A 22,314-nucleotide genomic window follows, 5' to 3' on the forward strand; every position below is an offset into this window, starting at 1 on the left:
CTCGCAGCGCAGCGGCGGCAGGTCGAACACTTGGCGGGTCTCGACCACGACCGCCGTACCCAAGGGGCGATCACAGGTATCGCACTGGCTCGCCGGGGGATGCGTTTGAATCCGATCCGGCTGCGCCACGCGCTTGAGGGTGTGACCGGCGTGGCCCTTCTGGCCGCCCGTCGGCTTCTCCCCTCGTGTGCGCAACGACTTCGGCTTGGGTTTGTTCAGCCCGTCCGAGGACGGTGGCTTGCTGGAGTTGCGGCTGTTTTTCGCCAGCCGACCTTTCAGTTCCTCGACCGTTGCCGCCAGCGCGGCGACGCGCGCCCACAACGCCTCAATCAGGGCGTCTTTCTCGGCAGCGCTCAGACGCGTCAGGTCGGGCAGGGGTTCCATGGCTGCGATTATCCGCATCCGCGCCGCGTGTTCAAGCAAAACCGGCGAGGCCGGTCCGCGGGACCTGAGTAGTTACCGCCAAAGACGGATTGGTCTTGCCGGTCGCGTAGCGTGAGAACGCATTAACAGCACGACCAAACAGTTCGGCCGCTTGGCGCCGGTCGAATGCGAACTTCTTGCACACGTTGGTGATGAAGGCAGGATCAACGATCGCGGCGTTGACCTGCTTCGAGAAGGCTCGCATCTCACGCATGACACGATCAGGTTCCGCCGCAGCCAAGACGGATTCAGCGCAGGCCGGGCAGAATTCGCCCGTTGCTGCTGCGGCCTTGATCATACCTCCAGCCGCCGGAGTTCCCGGCGCGGAGCTCCCGGGAGCGCCGACAGTCTGTCGGCCAACCGCCGCAGGCGGTTCGCGGTTTTGCGGTGAATCGCAAAGGGCCTTGTTTTACCGAGCAAACGGCGCTTCGCGCCGTCGCCGACAGGCTGTCGGCGCTCCCGGGCGCGGCGGGGTTTGGTGTCTGCGAATACGTGCCCAGTCACCGGAGCGGTGTCACGAGAGGCGGGGTGGCCGCAGTGATGATCGACGCCGCCACTGATTCCCACGGCGGCAACGATCAGTCTGGATGACGCGATGTTTGTGGGTCGGGCTGCCGATATGTGCGGGCCGCTACACCCACCAGAATCGCCTGGCGCGCACAATCAGCCTGCCGGCCCGGCCATGTCAGCATCATGGAGCGTCCACCACGCCCACTCCCGGCGTCCAACAGGAAGCGGTTGGCCCCTATCCCCCGCGTACGCAGGTACTCGGCCCGGAACTCGTCGGCCATGATCAGGGTTTCAATCGCGGTAGCGCCCCGGTAGACCTTGGACACCAGCGGATCGGAATGATCCCCTAGGTCGGCACCGTGGGCATTCAGTACCTCCTTGAGGGCAGGCCAGTAGGGGCCGTAGTCCCGATAGCGTCGTGGGTCCTGGTCCAGGCGCTCCGTGATCACGCGCAGGCCGAAACCCAGCAGGTCGAAAATACCGCGGTTTGCCTTCAGGTGAGCCTGGCGCTCGGCTACCCTGGAGCGGATATAGTCGGGGTCGAAACGGTGTTCGGTGAAAGTCATGGCGTTCTCGGATGGACGTGGTGACCGCGATGAGTATTCACTCGACGATCCCGACAGCGTTGTGATTGAGCTCACAGGTCGGACCTCGGATTTGTCATCCGTCGGGAAGTCAAAATCCGCCCCGATTTACTCTGACTTCGATTGGTCGTGGGCCAGCGCCCAGGTGGAGCCTCGACAGGGCTTGGCGGCCGGATCTAGGTTGACAGTACCGCCCACCGGGGGCTAGCGTTCCGCAACCACACGAGGCCTACGCCCTGGATGGGCCCGGTGGGAGCGGCTTCAGCCGCGACGCGACCTACCAAGCTGCGGCGGCTTCGTCGCGGCTGAAGCGCTTCCACCGGGGCGAAACGGTTAGCCACAACGACAGGAGAGTCACATGAGCACTCCCCCCGCCAGCTCCGCCGCGCCGTGCCGGCACCTGGGCGTGCTGTCCCTGGCCGCCTTGGGTGTGGTCTATGGCGACATCGGCACCAGCCCGCTCTATGCCATTCACGCGGTATTTGCCAACGACCGCCATCCGGTCCCGATGGATACGCAAAACATTCTGGGCGTGCTGTCCTTGGTGTTTTGGTCGCTCACGATTGTGGTCTCGCTGAAATACGTAGTCATCATCCTGCGCGCCGATAACCGGGGCGAGGGTGGCATCATGGCACTCATCGCCCTGGTGCAGCGACGCCTGGCCCACCTACCCTTGGGCCACCGTTTGATTGTGCTGGGTGTGTTCGGCGCGGCATTGTTCTATGGCGACGGGATCATCACCCCCGCCATCTCGGTGCTGTCCGCCGTGGAGGGCCTGAAGATGATCGCGCCCCACCTGGATGCGTGGATCATTCCCGCGACGCTGGCGATCCTGTTCGCACTGTTCGCCATCCAGCGGCACGGTACGGCGCGCGTGGGGGCCTGGTTCGGACCGATCATGGCGATCTGGTTTCTGACCCTGGGCGCCTTGGGCATCGGCGCCATTATCGAGCAACCCGGCGTACTGGTCGCACTATCGCCCACCTATGCCGTGGCCTTTTTCATGGCGCATCCGCTGTTGGCGTTCTTCTCCTTAGGCGCCGTCGTGCTGACGATCACGGGGACCGAGGCGCTGTACGCGGACATGGGTCATTTCGGCCGCACCCCGGTACGCCTGGCCTGGAGCATGCTGGTGTTCCCTGCCCTGGTGCTGAATTATTTCGGCCAGGGGGCGCTCCTGCTGAGCCAACCGCAGGTCGTCGATAACCCCTTCTTCCGACTGGCCCCCGGCTGGGCACTGGTGCCCCTGGTGGCACTGGCCACGGTGGCAACCGTCATCGCCTCCCAGGCCGTGATCTCCGGGACCTTTTCGCTGACCACCCAGGCCATCCAGCTCGGCTATCTCCCGCGCATGACGGTGTTGCACACCTCCAGAGCGGAGCGTGGCCAGGTCTATGTCCCGGTGGTCAACTGGATACTCTTTGTCGCGGTGACCGGGTTGGTGTTGAGCTTCGGCAGTTCCGACGCATTGGCCGCCGCCTATGGGGTGGCCGTCACCGGGACCATGAGTATCACCACCGTGTTGGCGTTCGTGGTCGCGCGGCGGCGTTGGCGCTGGGGTCTCACCCGCACCTTCGTCGTGCTGGGGCTCTTTCTGGCCGTCGACCTGGCCTTTTTCGGGGCCAACCTGCCCAAACTCGGCGATGGCGGCTGGCTCCCGCTGACCTTCGCCGCGCTGCTTTTTATCCCGATGAGCACCTGGAAGCGTGGGCGGACACTGCTCATCGCGCGCCTGACCAAGGACTGTATGCCGCTGGGGACCTTCGTCCCGCTGATCGAGGGCGAAGGCATCCCCACGGTGGCTGGGACGGCGGTCTATCTCTCGGGCCGCCCCGGGCAGGTGCCCCATGCGCTATTGCATGTGCTTAAACACTTCAAGTGCCTGCACGAGCGGGTGATCGTCCTGCACATCGCCGTGTCGAGCAAGCCGCATGTCGCGCGGGATAAACGCGTGCGGATCGTGCCCATCAACGCCCGTTTCTATCAGGCGCGGATGGACATCGGGTTCATGGACGCGCCAGACATCGCCGATGCCATGCGTCTGTGCCAACGTCTCGACATCCCCTGCGAGTTGGAGAATACGACCTTCTTCCTCGGACGCGAGACCCTGATACCGACCCGCGGCGCCCCGATGGCCGCCTGGCGACAGAAGCTCTTTGCCGGCCTGTTCCGCAATGCGAGCAGCCCGGCGGCCTATTTGGGCCTGCCGCCCAACCGGGTGGTTGAGCTCGGCGCGCAAGTAAACCTCTAGGCGACGCTCTGGTAATAGAGGTTCTGCGGGTGGCGGGCCTCAGCGAAGAAATACCAGCGTTCGGCCAGCAGCCCGGCATACTGGATGAAGAAGGCAACGATGGCCAGGGTCCGAGAGTGGGTCAAGTAGGCCGTGCCGATCATCAGGATCGGCACCGGGAAGACCAGGATGACGAATGAGCGGCGCACCCACTCCAGGGTGGCCTCGCTGCGGCCATGGAAGAACTCCCGGGTATTGAATGAACCACCGGTGGCCCCCTGTGCCTTCTGTACCACGAACTGGTGGCGCACACCGATGGCGCTCTGGGTCGTGCTCTTCTGCTTGAGATGGGCGTTGCGGTAGAGCGAGGCCAGCCGGGAGAGCATCGCCAGCACGGTGAACACCACCCACCAACCGCCGTAGACGGCGGCCAGATGATTGCCGCTATAGGCCGCAAAGCCGGTCGCCAACAGGAAGCCTGAACTCAATCCGAAGAGGGTAAAATTGACCACGGTGAAGGTCGAGCGCCATTCCCGCAGAAAGGGGACACCGGCATAGACCATGGCGGTACAACCGAACAGGGCAAAACTCGCCAGCGTAGCCGCCAGGCCGATCGTGAGTGTCGGGTCCACCCGCAGCCAGCCCCCCAGGGTGAACCAGGGCTGGGTATAACCCAACCAATGAGCCAGCCCAAAGGCAGCGGTCAGGGCCATCACCAGGGGCAGGAGCAGGACTTCGCGCGACAGCCAGGACGAGCGCCAGCGGGCCGCCGTCCGCCAGGCCCGCTCCGGCCGCCCGAGATGAAAGAATGAGGCCAACAGCCCGGCGAGCAGCAGGAGCAATGCCAACAGGCTGCCGAAGGTATAAAACTCGGTCGATTGTTCAGGCAGGAAACTTGCCAGGGAGTAACACTGACCGGTATAGAGGGCCAGGAACAACCCCTGACCGGTGCCGATCAGGGTGGTCAGAAAGAGGACTGAGAAGGCGGGGTGCATGGCGAGTCAGTGACCAATGATTAGTGATTAGTAAATAGTGGGTTGGTGGTCAGGCACTGAGCGGTCACACCGCACCGGCATGCTCCTGCCGAACTGGCGCGCACGCCCCGGCGTGGGAGCAAGCGTGGACGCGGAGCGCCCGCCCGGCATTCCCACGCTGGAGCGTGGGCACGAGAAAAGCTCGCCACTGACCAATAGCCACTGGCCAGCCCCTACCAGGCCACATCGTCCAAGGTCTCATCGCCTTCATCGCCGATGAACTCTTCTTTGAGCAAGGGGTTGTCGACCCGGGTGAGCTCCTCGGGGTGGATATACATCCGCGTCTTGCGCCGCGGCAGGTAATGGTTGGCCGGTTGGGTGCCGCACTCGGGCAACAACTGGTACCCGCCCCGCTCACGGATGGCAATCGAGACCTCGGAGTCCGGGTCATGGACGTCGCCAAAGAGCCTGGCACTCGTCGGGCAGGCCATGACACAGGCGGGCCGACGCTCCCGCTCGGGCAGGGTCTGATCACTGATGCGGTCGATGCAGAGGGTACACTTCTTCATAACCCGCTGTTTCTCATCGAACTCTCGGGCGCCATAGGGACAGGCCCAGGAGCAGTATCTGCAACCGATGCACTTATCGTAATCGACCAGAACGATGCCGTTGTCCGCCCGCTTGTAGGAGGCGCCAGTGGGGCACACCGGCACGCAGGGCGGTTCCTCGCAATGCAGGCAACTCTTGGGGAAGTGGACCGTCTCGGTATCCGGGAAGGTGCCGACCTCGAAGGTCTGGACGCGATTGAAGAAGGTCCCGGTGGGGTCCGCGTCATAGGGATTCTGATCGACCAGAGGACCCGCCCAGCCGGAGGTATTCCACTGCTTGCAGGAGGTCACGCAGGCGTGACAGCCGACGCAGACATTCAGGTCGATCACCAGGGCCATCTGGGTCATGGGCGCTTACTTCTCATTGGCATTGTGCAGCGGTCTTACCGTGAAAGTCGCGCCGGGAGCGCGCTCCAATTCTTCCTCCCCTATTGGCGGAGGGCGGGGAGGGGGAACGGCCAAGGCGCCCGCCACGTTCATCGTTCGGGGTGGTGCGGGCACCATGGCCGTTAGCGTGACTCAGGAACGGCCGCGGCCGTCGTCATCCAGGTCGTCCTCCTCTTCCTCGTCGTCATCCTCCTCCTCGTCGTCGTACTCATCGATCATCAACTCATCGGCCAGGTCGGACGGCTCCACCTCCAGCCCCATGAGCTCGGCGTCCCAGTTGGTTCCGACCATCACCCCGTCCTCCTCCATCCCGGCCAGCCAGGTATCGATGAAGAGGTCCAGGTGCAGACTGGACGGCTTATAGCCAGCCCAGTCGTCGGAGCTGTGAACACTCGCCTGCGCCTCGGTGGACCAAAACGGGTAGACGTCGGTATCCTCGTATTCATTGGACTCGCAGACGGCCCAGCCGCTGTCCGACTGTAGACCCCACACCAGACCGGAGGCCCGAACCTCGCGCACAAAGCGGTCGTGGCTTTCTTGATAATCGGCTGAAAGGTCGGTCATGACGCTACCTGCTTGAGGTGAAGTGCTTAGGGCGGACAGGGCGCGCGGTGTACGGTTCGGCGCGCCGCATCCAGTTCTATTTCCGAAACAACCCGGCCACATACGCCTGCCAGCGGCCGCGTCGCCGCTCCTGTCCGGGCAGCAGTGGCATGGGCGTAAACTGGGGTGAGGTCTCCTTGGGCTCCTCGGCACCGGCCTTATCGACCCGTACCCGGACATCGAACCAGGCCGCCTGCCCGGTCACCGGGTCGGCATTGGAACAATGCTCGCCGCTCGCATGGGCGGGCAGTTCCTCGTTGATCAGATGATTGAGCAGGAAGCCCTTGCGTGACTCATCGGCGCGCTTGCCGAGGCCCCAGGCCCCGGCCGCCTTGCCGATGGCGTTCCAGGTCCAGACGGTACCCGGCTCCACGGACTCCGAGAAACGGCACATGCACCGCACCTTGCCGTGGGCGGACTCGACCCAGATCCAGTCGCCATCGCCAAACCCGTTGGCCGCCCCCACCTGCGGGTTGACGAACAGATAGTTGTGGCTGTGGATCTGCCGCAACCAGGCGTTCTGACTATCCCAGGAATGATACATGGCCATGGGCCGCTGGGTCAGGGCATTGAGCGGATAGCGCTGGGTATCCGTGAGTCCGTGCTCCAGCGGCTCGTAATAGAATGGCAAGGGGTCGAAATAGGTCTCGACGCGCTGGGCCAGTCGCTCCGGCGGCCGGCGCCCCGGCAGCTTGCCCTGGGCGGCGAGCCGGAAGCGCTGCAGGACCTCCGAATAGATATGAATCAGGATGGGGTCCGAATGGCGGGTCATCGCATGGACGCGCGACCAGTGCAGATAACCCTGGTTCCAATTGCGATTGTACTGATAGGAGCGCGGCAACTCGTGGTGATAGAAGCAGCCGTGCTCGGCGTAGCGCTCCCATTGCTGCGGATTGGGCTCGCCCTTCAAAAACTTGTCGCCATCCTTACCGCGCCAGCCGGCGAGAAAGCCGATTCCTGAGCCGGGAGAGGTCTCGTAATTGACGATGAAGTCAGGATAATCGCGGTATTTGCGGCTGCCATCCGGATGGACGAAGGCCGGGAACTTAAGCCGCGAGGCCAGCTCGATCAGCACCTCCTGGAATGGCTTACACTCGCCCAGCGGGGGCAGCACGGGAATCCGCACCGAGTCCACCGGGCCGTCGAACTCGGAGATGGGCCGATCCAGCATGGAGAGACAGTCGTGGCGCTCCAGATAACTGGTGTCCGGCAGCACCAGGTCGGCAAAGGCGACGGTCTCCGATGAGAAGGTGTCGCACACCACCAGGAAGGGGATCTTATACTCCCCGTCCGCACCCTTGTCGGTGAGCATCCGGCGGACCTCGACCGTATTCATGGTCGAATTCCAGGCCATGTTGGCCATGAACAGTAACAGGGTGTCGATCGGATAGGGGTCGCCGCGCCAGGCATTGGTGATGACGTTGTGCATCAGCCCATGGACGGCGAGCGGATATTCCCAGGAGAAGGCCTTGTCGAGACGCACCGCCTCCCCCTGCGCATCCACGAACAGGTCCTTAGGTCCAGCCGGCCAACCCAGCGGCATACCGTCCAATGGGGTGTTGGGCTTGACACACTCGGGACCCACCGGGGGCTTGGGACAGGGTGGGATGGACCGCGGATAGGGGGCCTTATGGCGGAAGCCGCCGGGGCGGTCGATAGTCCCCAGGATGCTCATGAGGATGGCCAGCGCCCGGGTGGTCTGAAACCCGTTGGAATGGGCGGCCAGGCCGCGCATGGCATGGAAGGCGACCGGGTTGCCGGTGACGCTGGCGTGTTCATTGTCCCAAGCATCGGTCCAGGGGATCGGCAATTCGATCTTCTCATCGCGCGCAGTCACGCCCATTTCGTGCGCCAGACGGCGGATGGTCGCGGCCGGAATACCGGTGATACCCTCCGCCCATTCCGCGGTACACTCCTCCACCCGCTCCTTGAGTAGCTGGAAGCCGGGCTTGACCGGGGTGCCGTCATCGAGCGTATAGCGGCCCATGAGCAGCGGATCGGCCCCTGGGGTATGGGTGAGCACGGCGCCGTTGTTGCGATCCCACCACAGCTTGTTCTCGGGGTCGATACATTCGGGGTCCACATCGGTATCGACCCGCCGGAAGAGCCCGTGATCCGCCAGCGCCGGGTCATCGACCACCAGCTCGGCGGCGTTGCTGCACTGGATCAGGAAGTCGCGGTCATAAAGCCCCAAGCTGATTAGCTCACGGATGATGGCCAGCAGCAGTGCGCCGTCCGTCCCCGGCTTGATGGGCACCCACTCGTCGGCGATGGCTGAGTAACCGGTGCGGATGGGATTGATTGAAATAAAGCGCCCGCCCCGCCGCTTAAATTCAGCGATGGCGACCTTGAGCGGGTTGCTGTGATGGTCCTCGGCGGTGCCGATCATCACGAAGAGCTTGGCCTTGTCGAGGTCCGGACCACCGAACTCCCAGAATGAGCCGCCGATGGTATAGATCATCCCTGCGGCCATATTCACGGAGCAGAAGCCCCCGTGGGCGGCATAGTTGGGGGTACCGAACTGCTTGGCAAAGAGTCCGGTCAGGGCCTGCATCTGGTCGCGTCCGGTAAAGAGCGCGAACTGTTTGGGGTCCGTGGCGCGGATCCGCTCCAACCGCTGTGATAACAGGGTGAAGGCGTCCTCCCAGGAGCATTCCTCAAACTGCGAACTGCCCCGCTCCGCCCCCGGCTTGCGCCGCAGCGGTCGGGTGAGGCGCGCCGGGGAGTACTGCTTCATGATCCCGGAGGACCCCTTGGCGCAGATCACCCCGTGATTCAAGGGATGATTGGGGTTGCCCTCGATGTAGCGGACCTGGCCGTCGCGCAGATGTACACGGATGCCGCAGCGGCATGCGCACATGTAACACGTGGTCTCTTTGACCTCGACCCGGCCGACGCCAGCGTCCGAGTGGGTGGTGGGGTCCTGCATGGGGCGACCTGGCTGACTGACGGGCTGATAATTTCGCGGATTCTAATAGTCTTCCGTAACCCGGTGCAAACCCGCGTGGCCAGGCCGCCAAGTCAGCCGCGCGTTCAGCCCCCTGCGGGGACGTGACACCACCCGCCTGGAACGCGCATTCGACCGAAGTCCCGGAATGACTCACGCCAAGGCGCCAAGTTCGCCAAGAAAGACATAGAGCCTGGTTTCAGTCTCCTGGTCACCCGCCGGGTTATTCGCTCAAGGTCGATAAGATACTGAAAAACCTTAGCGAGCTTGGCGCCTTGGCGTGACAATGCCGCTTTCCAGGTTAAACTGCGCAGATTGGCTCCGGCGACCAGCAAGGTGAACGGCATGTCGATGCAGTGTCCAAAATGCGGTGCCGAACAACCGACAGACAACCTGATTTGCGCTCGGTGCGGCATCGTCTTTGCGAAATATTACAAGTACCACCCGCGCCGAGGAGAGGAGGCCCCCGCGCCACCCCCGGCGCCGGTGCAGCGGGCGCGCGCCCCGAGCGTACACCATCAGGCGCCCGACCCCGAGTGGCCGGACTCGCTCATTTTACCGGCCAGACCGAGCGGGGACTGGCTGTCGCTCGGCGCGCACGCGACCCTGTGGGCGGTGCTCCTGGTCTGGGGCCTGACCCTGATGCTGGCCTCAGTGGAGAGCGGCGCTGTCGGCGGGTCCTTTCTGCACCTGGTCAACCTGCCCTTCCACGAGTTCGGGCACATCCTGTTTCGGCCTTTCGGGCACTGGATCATGTCCTTGGGAGGCACCCTGGGCCAACTGCTGATGCCGGCCATCTGTTGCGGCGTGCTGCTGATCCAGACCAGGGACCCCTTCGGCGCCGCCGTCTCACTGTGGTGGTTCGGCGAGAATTTTCTCGATATCGCCCCCTATATCAACGATGCGCGCGCCGGCGTGTTGCCGCTGGTGGGCGGCAATTTCGGCGAGTCCTCCCCCTACGGATTCCACGACTGGGAGTATCTGTTGGGCGAAACCGGGCTGCTGGACCTGGATCACCGGCTGGCCCAATCCAGCCGCGTCGTCGGTTGCCTGGTCATGGTCCTGGCGCTGGCCTGGGGCGCCTGGCTGCTGGCACGCCAGTTCGGGTACCTGAACAGGCAGGACTGACACCTGAGAACAAGCGTTCTCATACCAAGGCGCCAAGGTTATTCCGTGCCTTGTCAGCATCGGGCCAGTAACCCGACGGAAGCCCCAGACCGCCTGGGGACTGCGCTATTTCTGTCTTGGCGCCTTGGCGTGAGCCAATCCAGGGTTGGGGGATCAAGGGGTGCGCGCCACCGCCCAAACCTCCACGCGCCGCGCGCCGGCCCGCCGCAACACCCGCGCCAGTTCACTGACGGTACTGCCGGTGGTTACGACGTCGTCCAAGATGGCGACCCGCTGCCAGGGACAGGGTGTCTGTGCCGCGAAGGCCCCGCGAATATTGCGCCGCCGCGCCGGCTCATCGAGCCCTGCCTGGGGCGGCGTGGCCAGCACCCGGCCGCAACAGGCGGTATCGACCGGCAGTTCGAGGGCGCGCCCAACGACGCGGGCGATCTCCAGTGACTGGTTATAGCCGCGCCCGGCCAGCCGCGCGGGGTGCAGCGGCACCGGCACCAGCACCTCGGGCCAGGGCGCGGGCAGCCCCAGGGCCGCGTCCGCCAACAACTGACCGAGCAGACGCGCATGATTAAGCCGCCCGCGAAATTTGGCCGCACCCACCAGGGTCGGGATGGGCGTCTCATAACGCAGCGCAGCCAGCGCCCGCACAAAGGGCGGCGGGCGGCGCTGACAGGCGCCGCAGAGCGTCCCCGCGGGCAAGGGGGTGTCGAAGGGCAGCGCGCAGCCCGGGCAGGCGTGGCGATTGTGCGGGAGCTCCGCCGCGCACCCGGCGCACAGGTCGCGCCCATGCGCGCCGGGCGCCCCGCACAGGAGGCAGGTCGGCGGAAACAGCGTATCCATCAACCAGCCGGTCTCGAGGTGTGACAACGTCATGGCCTATCCGGTGTGACCAAAAATACTCACAGCACCACTACAATCAGCCATCAGACTGCGGTAACGGCCAGGGCGCCCGCACCACCCACCGAGCATCGACCATGGATACCGACCACCCCCCCGCGGATGTCGCCGCCTCCCCGGCACCCATCACCGTCACCGTCACCGCCATCCCGGCGGACGGCGTGGCCCCGGCGTCGCTGCCGCTCGCGCCGACTGCGAACGGGGAGTACCCCTTCAGCCTGGAGTGCCTTCCGGGCGCCGATGCCATCCATCTGGCGATCGCGGTCGGGGGCCGGCCACGCCTGCGCGCCGAGGTCCGCGCCCAGCCCGGCGAGTTGGTCCGTTGCACGCTGCGCCTCACCGACAACGGCGAGCCCCTCTTGGACGCGGGCAGCCACCAGGTCCTGTTCCTACCGGTGGAGCGCACCTACGGCCCGCTGCCGCCGATTCCACCCCCCGCGGCGCCGTCCGCCTGGGATATCTGTCTGGTGATCGACGCCACGACCCGCGGCGGCGCCCAGGCGCACGCGGACGATCGGACCACTATGGACGCCGACCGGCCGGCGCCGACGCTGGACACCTTGCTGCTGAACCAGCCGGACCAATGGGCCGCGGTGGTCGAGCCGGCGATGGAACTGTTGCGGCAACTCGCAAGCGACTGCCCGCCTGACCAGGGCTGCCGATTCGCCGTCATCGCCTTCGGCGACGAGGCCCCGCCCCCGGGGGTCTATGCCGCCGACCTGGTGCCCGCGTACCGGTTGCGCTCCCTGCCGGCAGACCGACCGGGGCACCTGCTGGTTCCGTTGGCGGCGGCGGCGCTGGCCGACCTGCTGCTCACGCGCATACTGGCCACCCCGGGCGGCGACTTCGTGGACGCCTTGGCCGACGCACTGGACGCGGCCGGGGCGCTCCAATGGGGCGACGAGCGCCGCCGATTGCTGGTGCTGATCGGCGACTCCCCGGGCCATGCCACCGCCCACCCGATACCCTATGGCGGCGATGCGCTGGCCCGCCGCGCCGATGTCGACACCGCGGTCGCCCGGCTGCACCGCGACCACCACGTGGAGGTCTTGACCCTCTACCACGCGCCGGACGCGGCCTTGGTCGAGACCCTGCTGGACGCCCAGCGGGCACTGCTCGACCACGCCCGCGACCAATACCGCCGACTCGCGAGCGAGCACCGACTGGCCTTGACCGCCGCCGACTTTGACCCGCAGGCCGTGGCGGACATCCTGCGGGGGCGCACCGCGCCCTTGGGCCGCGGACCCAGTTGGGGGCGGTGGGTGTAACGCCCGCTGGGGGATCGGGCAAACATCGAAGGGGCCAGGGGGATCAGACCGGGGCCTTGTAGTGACGCATCACCTCATCGTCGCGGTAATGCGGATCGGTCCAGCACTTGGGGATGGTCTCGTTGGAGCAGAAGGACAGTTCAGCCTTGTCGAAACTCTCCGGGTCCTGCGCCTCCTCACCGTAGTGATAGCGCCCGATCACTGTCTCGTGCATGGGGTTGAACAGGTCCCGCAGGCTCAGGACCTCGACCATCTTGCCGGTGATTGAGTGTTTGAGAAACATGGCGTTACCTCCATCGCTAGTGGTGAATCACGGCCTCCTTGAAGATGGAGCCACGGCCGCGAAATGCCAACGGCAGCCAACCACTGCCTCGGCAAAGTAGCGGACCCGGCGCCCCCTCAACCGGCCGGCTCGGCCGGGAGTTGGGCCTGGATGGAGAGCGCGTGCAACTCCCCGCTCGCGATCTGCTCGCGCACCGTATCCATCACCAGACGGTGCCGCTTGATGGGTGTGAGTCCGGCGAAGGCGGCACTCACCACCACCGCCTCGAAGTGGCTGCCGTCCCCGGTTACCTGCACCTCGGCCCCCGGGATGCCGGCGCGAATCAGCCCGGCGATGATCTCAGTCTCCATGTATTGCCCCTGTGTTTCAGTGGCGCCCTGCGCCAGCGACATTTATAAAAATCAATGATAACCGGGCCGCCCTCGGCGTCTTGGCCGAAGCCCAAGGCCACCGCGGTCGTGCCCAGCGAACCCTAGCATGAGCCGAACCTCAGCCTTGATCGCCGTTGCGGCCGCCCGTCGCGGCCAAGGGGCCGCTCCTAAATGGGCAGGCGCGTGACGCATATCAACCGCGAACCGCCTTGCCCGCCGGCCCCGGCGCGGATAATATAGCCGTCATAAGTACATCACTAGTTACTTATGCACTCGCGGATGGTTGACTTTGCTGTCCGTAATCCAGTTTGGATGACCATGGCCCGCAGCCGGGAACCGAGGGCGAGCACGGCCCAGGGTACCTGACAGTCTTGTAACCTGTAACGCAGTGGAGATTTCATGACGGCACCTATCGCGACTAGCCAGACGATTCTCGTGGTCGGCGGTGGCATCAGCGGCATGACGGCGGCACTCGAGGCGGCTGAATGCGGACGTGACGTGGTCCTGGTCGAGCGCAATCCGACGCTCGGTGGACGCACCGCGCTGCTGTACCGCTATTTCCCCAAGATGTGCCATCCGACCTGTGGGCTGGAAATCAACCTGCGGCGACTCAAGGCCAACCGCCGCGTGCGGGTGCTGACCATGACCGAGGTGGCGGGCATCACCGGGCAGCGCGGCGACTACCAGGCCACGCTGAAGATTCGCCCACGCTACGTCAACGAGCGCTGCACCGCCTGCGGCGACTGCTCGGCCGCGGTCAGCGCCGAAATCCCCAATCCGTACAACTATGGCATGGGCCAGATCAAGGCCGCGTACCTGCCGCACGCCATGGCCTATCCGCAGCGCTATGTGCTCGCCCCGTCGCTCATCGGGACCGCCGATGCCGATCTGGCCAAGGCGGCCTGCAAGGTCGGCGCCATCGATCTGGAGATGCAGGAAGAGACGGTCCAACTCTCGGTCGGCGCCGTCGTCTGGGCGACCGGCTGGCGGCCCTACGATGCCGCGAAGATCCAACCCTATGGGTATGGGCGCTTCCCCAATGTCATCACCAGTGTCGAGTTCGAGCGGCTGGCCGACCCATCGGGGCCGACCGGCGGCAAGCTGCTGCGCCCATCCGACGGCAAGGAGGCGAAGAACATCGCCTTCATCCAGTGCGCCGGCTCACGCGACGAGAACCACCTGCGCCACTGCTCGCGCATCTGCTGCATGGCCACGCTGAAGCAGACCCAGTATGTACGCGAGGCGCTCGGCGAGGACGGGCAGTCGACGGTCTATTACATCGACATCCGCTCCATCGACCGCCTGGAAGATTTTTACCAGATGGTGCAGCGGGATAAGACCGTCAAATTCGTCAAGTCCAAGGTCGCGCGGATCGCGCAGGCCGACAACGGCGACCCGATCCTGCACGGCGTGGACACCGAGGGCTACCACCGCTACGCGACCCCTCACGACCTGGTGGTGCTGGCGATCGGCATGGAGCCGGAGTCCAATTCCATCGCACTGCCGCAGGATGTGATCACCGATTCGTCCGGTTTTATCGAGGGCTCGCCCGATGGCGGCATGTGCGGGGCCGGCTCGGCCTCCAGCCCGCTCGACGTGAACCGCTCGGCACAAAGCGCGACCGGCGCGGCACTGCGCGCGATCAAGGTTATTCACCAGACAGCCAGAGAGGAAGCATAAGGTGGCAGACAATAAATTTGCCGCGTACCTGTGCGCCGGCTGCGGCCTGGGCGAGGTGCTCGATTTCGAGACCCTGGAGAAGGTGGCGAAGCGCGAAGGCAAGATGCAGGTCATCAAACGCCACGACTTCCTGTGCAGCGCCGAGGGTGTGCAGACCATTCGCGACGACATCGCCAACGAGGGCGTCACCCATGTCCTGATCGGCGCCTGCTCGCGCCGCGCCAAGACCGATGCCTTCGATTTCCCCCAGACCCCCATGGCGCGCGCCAATCTGCGCGAAGGCGTACTCTGGGTCGTCGCCCCGGGCACCGACCATGACGAGGTCCGTCAGGAGATGGCCGACGACTACATCCGCATGGGGTGCGCCGAGCTCAAGAAGATGGCGGTGCCGGCCGGCAACCCGGACTGCGCATCCAACAAGCGCATCCTGGTGGTCGGTGGCGGCATGACCGGCCTCACCGCGGCCATCGAGGCGGCTGAGACCGGCTACGAGGTGCTGCTGGTCGAAAAGCAGGCGCAACTCGGCGGCTGGGCGGCCAAGCTACACAAGCGCGTGCCCTTCCGCGAGCCCTATGCCGAGCCGCAAGACACCGGCCTGGCCGAGCTGATCGCCCGGGTCGAGGCGCACCCCAAGATCGGCGTGCATCTGGCCTCCACCCTGGCCGAGACCGCCGGGGCACCCGGCCGCTTTGCGGTCAAGATCGCGACCGAGAGCGGCGCGGTCACGCAAGAGACGGTCGGCGCCATCATCCAGGCCAGTGGCTTCTCGACCTACGATCTGGCCAAGCTGCCGGAGCTGGGCGGCGGCCTGCCCGGCGTGGTCGATCAGGCCGGGCTTGAACAACTGGCCAAGGCCGCCGACGGCGGCGCCATCCAGCGCGCCGACGGCCAGGCGGTCAACAGTGTGGTCTTCGTCCAGTGCGCCGGCCAGCGCGACGAGACCGGCACCCACCTGCCCTACTGCTCCGGTCACTGCTGCGCCACCAGCGTCAAGCAGGCCATGTATTTCAAGGACGCCAACCCGGACGTCGACACCGTGGTCCTTTACACGGACTTGCGTATGCCCGGCATGGGCGAGGACTTTTACCGCAGCGCCCAGACCAAGGGGGTGATCTTCACCAAGGGCAAGGTGAGCACGGTGACGGCCGCCGGCAGCGGTTGCAACGTCAATTTCCGTGACCTGATCCTGAACGAGGAGGTGACGCTCGGCGCCGATCTGGTGGTGCTGGCCACCGGCCAAGTGCCCAATTCGGGCGTGAACATCGACCTCGTCGTAGAGCTGGCGACTGAGGAGCAAGCGTCCGGCGACCAGGCCCCTGCGGAGGCGACTCCCGTGGCGACGCCCGTCGACCTACCGCCCTCCATCCTGAACCTGACCTATCGCCAGGGACCCGACCTGCCGCAGCTCAAGGCGGGACTCACCGACTCGCATTTCATCTGCTTCCCCTATGAGACGCGCCGCACCGGCATCTACGCGGCCGGCCCGGTGCGCCGTCCCATGGACATGCTGCAAGCCACAGACGACGCCACCGGGGCCGCGCTCAAGGCGATCCAGGCGGTGGAAAACGCCGCGCTGGGCCGCGCCGCCCATCCACGCTCGGGCGACCTGTCTTACCCGATCGTGCGTTTGGAAGGCTGTACCCAGTGCAAGCGCTGCACGGTGGAATGCCCATTCGGCGCCATCGACGAGGACGAGCGGCGCTTCCCGGTCTTCAACGAATCGCGCTGCCGCCGCTGCGGCACCTGCATGGGCGCCTGCCCGGTACGCGTGATCTCGTTTGAGAACTATTCGGTCGATACCGTGGGCAGTCAGATCAAGTCGCTGGACATGCCTGACGAGTTCTCCGAACGGCCACGCATCCTGTTACTGGCCTGCGAGAACGATGCCTATCCGGCCTTGGACATGGCGGGCCTGTCACGCACCCTCTATTCCGCCTTCGTGCGCGCCATACCGGTGCGCTGTCTGGGCTCGGTCAATACCATCTGGATCACCGACGCACTCAACAGCGGTTGGGACGGTGTCATGCTGATGGGCTGCAAGCGCGGCGACGATTACCAGTGCCACTTCGTCAAGGGGTCGGAACTGGCGCACTATCGCCTGAGCAAGATCGACGACACGCTCAAGCAGTTGAGCCTGGAGACCGAGCGCGTGGCAAGCTACGAGGTCGCCATCACCGACAGCCAGCGCGTGGCCGCCCTGATCAACGACTATGCGGAGACGATCAAACGCATCGGCATGTCGCCGATGAAGGGGTTCAACTGATGCAAGCACTGCGCACCACCGGCCACCAGGGCATTCCCGCGGTCGCCGCACGCTACCGCAACAACTTCTTGAAGGAAGTCGAGGCGCATGTCGAGGACGGCGAATGGGTCAAGATGTGCATGCAGTGCGGCGTGTGCGCCGGCTCCTGCCCGTTCGGCCCCCATTGGGAGCACCCGCCGCAAGAGATCTTCATGATGATCCGCGCCGGCAAGCGCGATGAAGTGCTCAAGTCCGATGCGATGTGGATGTGTACCTCCTGCTATAACTGCGTGGTACGCTGCCCGCGCAAGCTGCCGATCACGCAAATCATGCATGGCATTGCCAGCTATGCCCAGGAGCTCGGGCTGGCGCCCAAGAACCAGCCGACCCGGGACTTTTCCATCCAGTTCTGGAACAACTGCACCAAGACCGGCCGGGTCAATGAGATGAAGCTCACCGTTGGCCTGTATTTCAAGGATGGCCTGGTGTCGGGCATCAAGCAGGTCATGAACATGCTTCCGGTTGCCATTGGCCTGATCAAGGCCGGGCGGCTCAACCCGTTCGAGCTGATCAGCGGCCACAGTCCCAAGGACCAGAAGGGCATTGCCGCGATGCTGAAGAAGGCCCGCGCAATCGAGGCGCAGCGCGCGCCCGCCACCCACTGAGGCAATGACCATGGCCAAGAAGGAATACGCGTTCTACCCCGGCTGCTCCTCGCAGAGCAAGGCCTCCGCCGCCAACCTCCAGACCTCGGTCGCGGCGATGTGCAAGACGCTGGACATCAAGCTCACGAATATCCCGGACTGGAACTGCTGCGGCGCCTCCATCGCCTATGCCGGCGGCGGCGAACTGGAGCGCGCGGTGATGAACGCGCGCAACTTCACCCTGGCGGCAAAGCACCTGCCGGGCCAGGACATCGTCGCCACCTGTGCCGCCTGCTGGCTCAACTCGCGCGAGTCCAAGGACAAGCTCGACGGCAACCCGCAGATGTTGGCGCAGGCCAACGAGGCGCTGAAAGAGGCGGGCTTGAACTACCAGGGCAGCGCGCCGGTGCGTCACATGGTCGAGGTGCTGATCGAGGACTTCGGCTACGACGCACTCAAAAAGCCGGTGGTCAAGTCGCTCGCCGAGATCAAGTTTGCCGGCTATGTCGGCTGCCAGACCAACCGCCCGTTCGGTATTGCCGGCGAGTCCTTCGAGAACCCCATGTATCTCGACCAACTGGTCGAGTCCATGGGCGGCGAGGCGCTGACGGCCTATGACCAGAAGGTCACCTGCTGCGGCGGTGCCCTGGCCTTCTCCGAGCCGGATAAGAGCCAGAAGCAGATCCGCGACATCGTCGAAGCGGCCTACGACCAGGGTGCCGACATGCTCGTCACCCCCTGCCCGCTGTGCCAGGCCAATGTCGAGGTCTACCAGTCGGAGATCAACCGCAAGCAGGGCACCAAGTTCAAAATGCCGATCGTCTATTACTCGCAACTCATGGCGGTCGCCTATGGCAGCTCAGTCAAAGCGGCGGGACTGGATGGCCATATCATTGCGCCGACCAAATTGCAGCAGATTGCGGCCAAGAAGTAGGCGCGAGGATCGGCCATCGCCGGGCCGCTCGTAACACCGCACCGGCGGTGGTGTCACGTATATGTGTTGGGCGTGTTCTACCCCGCGGCCGGATCAGGATCAAGGGGAATTCTGCTGGCTAACACGGTCCTGCGTGGGGGCAAGAGCGGGCGCTCCGCGTCCGGTGGCGGGACCGGACGCGGAGCGCCCGCACGGCATTCCCACGCTGGAGCGTGGGAACGAGATGCCCGCAGCGAGCCGCCGGGTCTTAACTTAACGGCATTGGGCTCAAGGCACCTCACTCATTCGGGTCCTCATACATCTCATCCTGCTCCATCGCGCGCCGCGCCGCGGCCTCGGTGGCGAGGCGCTGTTGCCGCTCCATATGGCGCAACCGCCGCTGTTCCGCCGCTTCCCGGCGCAATGGGATGGTCTCCTCGCCGAACAGGACTTGCCGCAGAAAGCGGAAGCCGAACTGCATCAGCGCCACGTCGTCGCACAGGATGTTTTTCAGCTCGTCGGCCGGCAAGTCGTAGATGTCGCTGAAGCCCTCGCTGGCCACGAATTGACTGAAACGGTCGAGGTCATAGCAGACCATGAAGAACAGCTCCAGGCTGCGCTTGGACGGTTTGCCGATACTTGGGCCGGATGATTTCTTTTTCAGGATCAATTGGCGCCAGCCGCGCGCCAGGTTGTCATAGTCTTCCAGCCCCTGCTCCTTGCGATAGTCCGCCACGCTGATTGGGCGCGGCTCCTGGTGGCCGAGGCAGTGCGGCTCCTCGACCAAGGCATAGGATGAACGGTCGGTGTATTCGTCCTGGCGGCGCAGCGACAGCAGCGCCACCGGGTAATAGCGACAGGCGGTCGGCCGGTCTTCGTAGACGCTGCAACCCGCCGGGGTCATGAACTGGCAGGCGGTGCCATTGGCGACCGGGCGCAGCTTGACCCCGGCGATGCTGTCCTGCTCGATCTCGTAGGGGACCGTGTATTCACGCAGGAACTCGCCTGAGCTGGTGGCGAAGCGGCGCTTCAGACGCAGGATGTCATAAGGGGTCAGTGAGATATCGATGTTGCTGCAGCAGGCATTCCAGCAGGCGATGCCCGGGCGGCATTGGAACTGGATCACCTTGCTGTCATCAAAGGTCTGGGGTACCACCGGACTGCTGGGAAAGGGCGGGGTCTGGTCATCTGGCATGGCGGTTACCTTGTTGATCGGCGGAAGGCGTTGGTAAGGGTTGATTATAGTTCCGTGAACCCGGAAAGAGCAGTTGTCACGCCAAGGCGCCAAGCTCGCCAAGATTTTTCAAAACGTTATCGCCGTTCGGCGACTCACCCGCAGGGTGATGCCGATGCTGCGCACATCTCTTTGTTTCTTCTTGCCATCTTGGCGCCTTGGCGTGAGCGATTCCCGGCTTTAGGGTGAAGCGTCCGCGCAGTAACCGGTCGCGGCCGGGGGGCCGCTCCTACGGCTTAGTGCGGCGCCATGACCAGCAAAAAAATGGGCCGGCCGCCTTGCGGCGCCCGGCCCTTGCTGCCTTAGGCGATGCGCGCCGGGGGCTTAGTGTGCCGCCGCCTTGAACAGCTTCGTCTTGTCCACCAGGTCGACATGCTTGCGCTTGAAGCAGGTCCACTGCTTGGTGGTCTTGTCATAGATCGAGTTGACGAAGCAATGCCAGTTCTCCTCATCGACAAAGTTCTTGTCGGTGCGGTAGTAGAAGCCCGGGTAGCGGGACTCCTCACGGAACTGGATGTGCTTCATGTGGGCCTCGGCCGTGATGATGCGGTGATAGTTCTCCCAGGCCCGCAGCAACTCGTGCAGGTCCTTGGCCCGCATCTTGGCCGAATCCTCCTTGAGCATCCCCAGCTTCTCCTCCGCCACCCCCAGCATCTTGTCGTTGGTGTTGTAATAGGTGGAGGTGCCGGCCACATACTCGTCCATGATCTTTTGCAGGCGGAACTGCAACATCTTGGGCGTGATGTAGTGCGGGTTGATGTCGATGGCGGTGGTGTAGTCCTTCTGCTCCAGGTAGTTACGCACCGGCTGATAGATCTCGGCGGCGAGTTGATCCACCGGGGTATCGAGCTCGGGCGTCCAATCCTTGTTGTCCAGCGCATACTGGAGCATGGCCTTGGAGGCCAGCCGGCCTTCGGTATGCGAACCCGAGGAGAACTTGTGACCGGAGGCCCCCACGCCGTCGCCGGCAGTGAACAGACCCTTCACGGTGGTCATCGAGCGATAGCCCCAGTTCCAGCCGCGCGGCAGGTGCGCCGGCACGCCGTCGTAATCGCCTTCAGCGGCCGTGGGGGCACCCACATCGGTCGGCCCCGAGACCCAGATGCCGCAGCAGCCGGAGTGCGAACCCAGCAGGTAGGGCTCGGTGGGGATCAGCTCGGAGTTCTTCTTCTCGGGCTCGATGTTCTCGCCGACCCAGATACCGCACTGCCCGATACACATATCCAGGAAGTCTTCCCAGGCCTCCGCCTCCAGGTGCTTCACTTCCTTGGGCGAGAGGGTCTCGCGCAGCTTGGCCAGCGCCGTCACCGTATCCATATAGATGGGGCCGCGGCCTTCCTTCATCTCCTTGAGCATCAAGTGATTGCGCAGGCAGGAGGCAGGCACGGCGGCCTGGCCGTAGGGCGGGTAGTCGTTGAGCATCTCCTTGTTCTTGACCATATAGTCTTCGCCATAGGCATTGGTCGCCTTGGCCTTAAACAGCAGGAACCAGGCACCGACCGGGCCGTAACCGTCCTTGAAGCGGGCGGGCACGAAGCGGTTTTCCATCATCGTCATCTCGGCGCCGGCCTCGGCGGCCATGGCGTAGGTCGAGCCGGCGTTCCATACCGGGTACCAGGCGCGACCCGTGCCCTCACCCACCGAGCGCGGGCGGAACAGGTTGACGCAACCGCCGGCGGCCAACAGGATGGCCTTGGCCTTATAGACATGGATGGTATTGGTGCGCACCGAGAAGCCGACCGCGCCGGCAATGCGCGAGGGGTCGTTCTTGTCGTTGATCAGCTTGACGATGAAGATGCGCTCTTCGATACGCGACAGGCCCAGCGCCTTCTTGGCCGCCTCGGCGACAATCCATTTGTAGGATTCGCCATTGATCATGATCTGCCACTTGCCCGAGCGCACCGGCTTGCCGCCGTCTTTGAGCATCGGCAGCCCTTCCTTGATCGACTCGGCGCCATCATGACGCACCCCATCGGCATCGGTCTTCCAGATCGGCAGACCCCACTCCTCGAACAGATGCACGGAATCGTCGACATTACGACCCAGGTCATAGGCCAGGTCGTCGCGGGTGATCCCCATCAGGTCATTGGAGACCATACGGGCATAGTCGGCCGGGTCCTGCTCGGAGCCGATATAGGTGTTGATAGCCGACAGACCCTGGGCCACGGCGCCGGAGCGGTCCATGGCGGCCTTATCCACCAGCTTGATCCGCAGTTCGGTGCCGGTCTCGGCCTTCACCGCCTCGGCCCAACGCATCATCTCATAAGCCGCACCGCAGCAGGCCATGCCGCCGCCAATCAGCAGGATGTCGAGTTCTTCCTCGACGACGGTGGGATTCTCAAAAGTACCTTGCGACATTGCATTCACCTCTACATTGGTTGGCGACAGCGCTGG

At 64.6% G+C, this 22,314-nt stretch carries 19 protein-coding genes; 7 read left to right on the plus strand and 12 right to left on the minus strand.

Features of this window, described 5'->3' with window-relative positions:
• From QZX93_RS18440 to QZX93_RS18450, 3 genes are all read right to left on the minus strand, one after another.
• The coding region (locus QZX93_RS18440; protein WP_295384741.1) for a DUF6444 domain-containing protein at positions 1-384 on the minus strand (384 nt) is incomplete at its 3' end.
• A 31-nt stretch (positions 385-415) separates the two neighbouring features.
• The gene (locus QZX93_RS18445) at positions 416-721 is read right to left on the minus strand and encodes a type II TA system antitoxin MqsA family protein (RefSeq protein WP_295384744.1); all 306 of its coding nucleotides are present in this window, start codon (positions 719-721) and stop codon (positions 416-418) included.
• Between the two features lie 280 nt (positions 722-1,001).
• Positions 1,002-1,499 (minus strand): hypothetical protein, encoded by a 498-nt coding sequence (locus QZX93_RS18450; protein WP_295384746.1) that lies wholly within the window; start codon positions 1,497-1,499, stop codon positions 1,002-1,004.
• A gap of 376 nt (positions 1,500-1,875) precedes the next feature.
• Here QZX93_RS18450 and QZX93_RS18455 point away from each other — a divergent pair, with 376 nt between their 5' ends.
• Positions 1,876-3,768 (plus strand): potassium transporter Kup, encoded by a 1,893-nt coding sequence (locus QZX93_RS18455; protein ID WP_295384748.1) that lies wholly within the window; start codon positions 1,876-1,878, stop codon positions 3,766-3,768.
• Here the strand turns inward: QZX93_RS18455 and soeC are convergent.
• The 4 genes from soeC to soeA form a co-directional block, all read right to left on the minus strand.
• A complete protein-coding gene (soeC, locus tag QZX93_RS18460) occupies positions 3,765-4,742 on the minus strand; it encodes a sulfite dehydrogenase subunit SoeC (RefSeq protein WP_295384750.1) in 978 nt (325 codons plus the stop codon). The two genes, QZX93_RS18455 and soeC, sit on opposite strands and share 4 nt — an antisense overlap.
• A 212-nt stretch (positions 4,743-4,954) precedes the next feature.
• Positions 4,955-5,677, minus strand: coding sequence for a sulfite dehydrogenase subunit SoeB (gene soeB / locus QZX93_RS18465; RefSeq protein WP_295384753.1), 723 nt, complete (start codon positions 5,675-5,677; stop codon positions 4,955-4,957).
• A 171-nt stretch (positions 5,678-5,848) separates the two neighbouring features.
• Positions 5,849-6,280 carry a DUF2750 domain-containing protein gene (locus QZX93_RS18470; protein ID WP_295384754.1) on the minus strand — a complete coding sequence of 144 codons (432 nt, stop codon included), beginning with the start codon at positions 6,278-6,280 and terminating at the stop codon, positions 5,849-5,851.
• A 76-nt stretch (positions 6,281-6,356) separates the two neighbouring features.
• Positions 6,357-9,248, minus strand: a complete 2,892-nt coding sequence (gene soeA / locus QZX93_RS18475; RefSeq protein WP_295384756.1) for a sulfite dehydrogenase subunit SoeA — start codon at positions 9,246-9,248, stop codon at positions 6,357-6,359.
• Between the two features lie 369 nt (positions 9,249-9,617).
• Here soeA and QZX93_RS18480 point away from each other — a divergent pair, with 369 nt between their 5' ends.
• On the plus strand, positions 9,618-10,394 hold the full coding sequence (locus tag QZX93_RS18480) for a zinc ribbon domain-containing protein (RefSeq protein ID WP_295384758.1): 777 nt from the start codon (positions 9,618-9,620) through the stop codon (positions 10,392-10,394).
• Between the two features lie 153 nt (positions 10,395-10,547).
• Here the strand turns inward: QZX93_RS18480 and QZX93_RS18485 are convergent, their stop codons facing one another.
• Positions 10,548-11,261 (minus strand): ComF family protein, encoded by a 714-nt coding sequence (locus tag QZX93_RS18485; protein ID WP_295384760.1) that lies wholly within the window; start codon positions 11,259-11,261, stop codon positions 10,548-10,550.
• Between the two features lie 101 nt (positions 11,262-11,362).
• Here QZX93_RS18485 and QZX93_RS18490 point away from each other — a divergent pair, with 101 nt between their 5' ends.
• Entirely contained in the window at positions 11,363-12,553 is a 1,191-nt protein-coding gene (locus QZX93_RS18490) for a hypothetical protein (protein WP_295384762.1), read from the plus strand.
• Positions 12,554-12,596: 43 nt separating this feature from the next.
• Here the strand turns inward: QZX93_RS18490 and QZX93_RS18495 are convergent, their stop codons facing one another.
• Together QZX93_RS18495 and QZX93_RS18500 are read right to left on the minus strand one after the other, a co-directional pair.
• The gene (locus QZX93_RS18495) at positions 12,597-12,836 is read right to left on the minus strand and encodes an acetyltransferase (RefSeq protein WP_295384764.1); all 240 of its coding nucleotides are present in this window, start codon (positions 12,834-12,836) and stop codon (positions 12,597-12,599) included.
• Between the two features lie 116 nt (positions 12,837-12,952).
• Positions 12,953-13,186, minus strand: coding sequence for a BolA/IbaG family iron-sulfur metabolism protein (locus QZX93_RS18500; protein WP_295384798.1), 234 nt, complete (start codon positions 13,184-13,186; stop codon positions 12,953-12,955).
• Positions 13,187-13,606: 420 nt separating this feature from the next.
• Between QZX93_RS18500 and QZX93_RS18505 the strand changes: the two genes are divergently transcribed.
• Genes QZX93_RS18505 through QZX93_RS18520 form a run of 4 tightly spaced genes read left to right on the plus strand, consistent with a single transcriptional unit; the run spans position 13,607 to position 18,707 of the window.
• Positions 13,607-14,887 (plus strand): FAD-dependent oxidoreductase, encoded by a 1,281-nt coding sequence (locus QZX93_RS18505; protein WP_295384766.1) that lies wholly within the window; start codon positions 13,607-13,609, stop codon positions 14,885-14,887.
• Position 14,888: 1 nt separating this feature from the next.
• Positions 14,889-17,150 (plus strand): FAD-dependent oxidoreductase, encoded by a 2,262-nt coding sequence (locus tag QZX93_RS18510; RefSeq protein WP_295384768.1) that lies wholly within the window; start codon positions 14,889-14,891, stop codon positions 17,148-17,150.
• Entirely contained in the window at positions 17,150-17,794 is a 645-nt protein-coding gene (locus QZX93_RS18515; RefSeq protein ID WP_295384770.1) for a 4Fe-4S dicluster domain-containing protein, read from the plus strand. Before QZX93_RS18510 ends, QZX93_RS18515 begins: the two co-directional genes overlap by 1 nt.
• A gap of 10 nt (positions 17,795-17,804) precedes the next feature.
• Complete coding sequence (locus QZX93_RS18520; RefSeq protein ID WP_295384772.1) at positions 17,805-18,707, plus strand: CoB--CoM heterodisulfide reductase iron-sulfur subunit B family protein; 903 nt, start codon at positions 17,805-17,807, stop codon at positions 18,705-18,707.
• Positions 18,708-18,984: 277 nt separating this feature from the next.
• On the opposite strand, the gene QZX93_RS18525 is transcribed toward QZX93_RS18520, so the two are convergent.
• Together QZX93_RS18525 and aprA are read right to left on the minus strand one after the other, a co-directional pair.
• Complete coding sequence (locus QZX93_RS18525) at positions 18,985-19,881, minus strand: YkgJ family cysteine cluster protein (RefSeq protein ID WP_295384774.1); 897 nt, start codon at positions 19,879-19,881, stop codon at positions 18,985-18,987.
• A gap of 363 nt (positions 19,882-20,244) precedes the next feature.
• Positions 20,245-22,278, minus strand: coding sequence for an adenylyl-sulfate reductase subunit alpha (gene aprA / locus QZX93_RS18530; RefSeq protein ID WP_295384779.1), 2,034 nt, complete (start codon positions 22,276-22,278; stop codon positions 20,245-20,247).
• Positions 22,279-22,314: the final 36 nt, after the last annotated feature.

The organism is uncultured Thiodictyon sp. (assembly GCF_903946935.1).
Lineage (GTDB): Bacteria > Pseudomonadota > Gammaproteobacteria > Chromatiales > Chromatiaceae > Thiodictyon.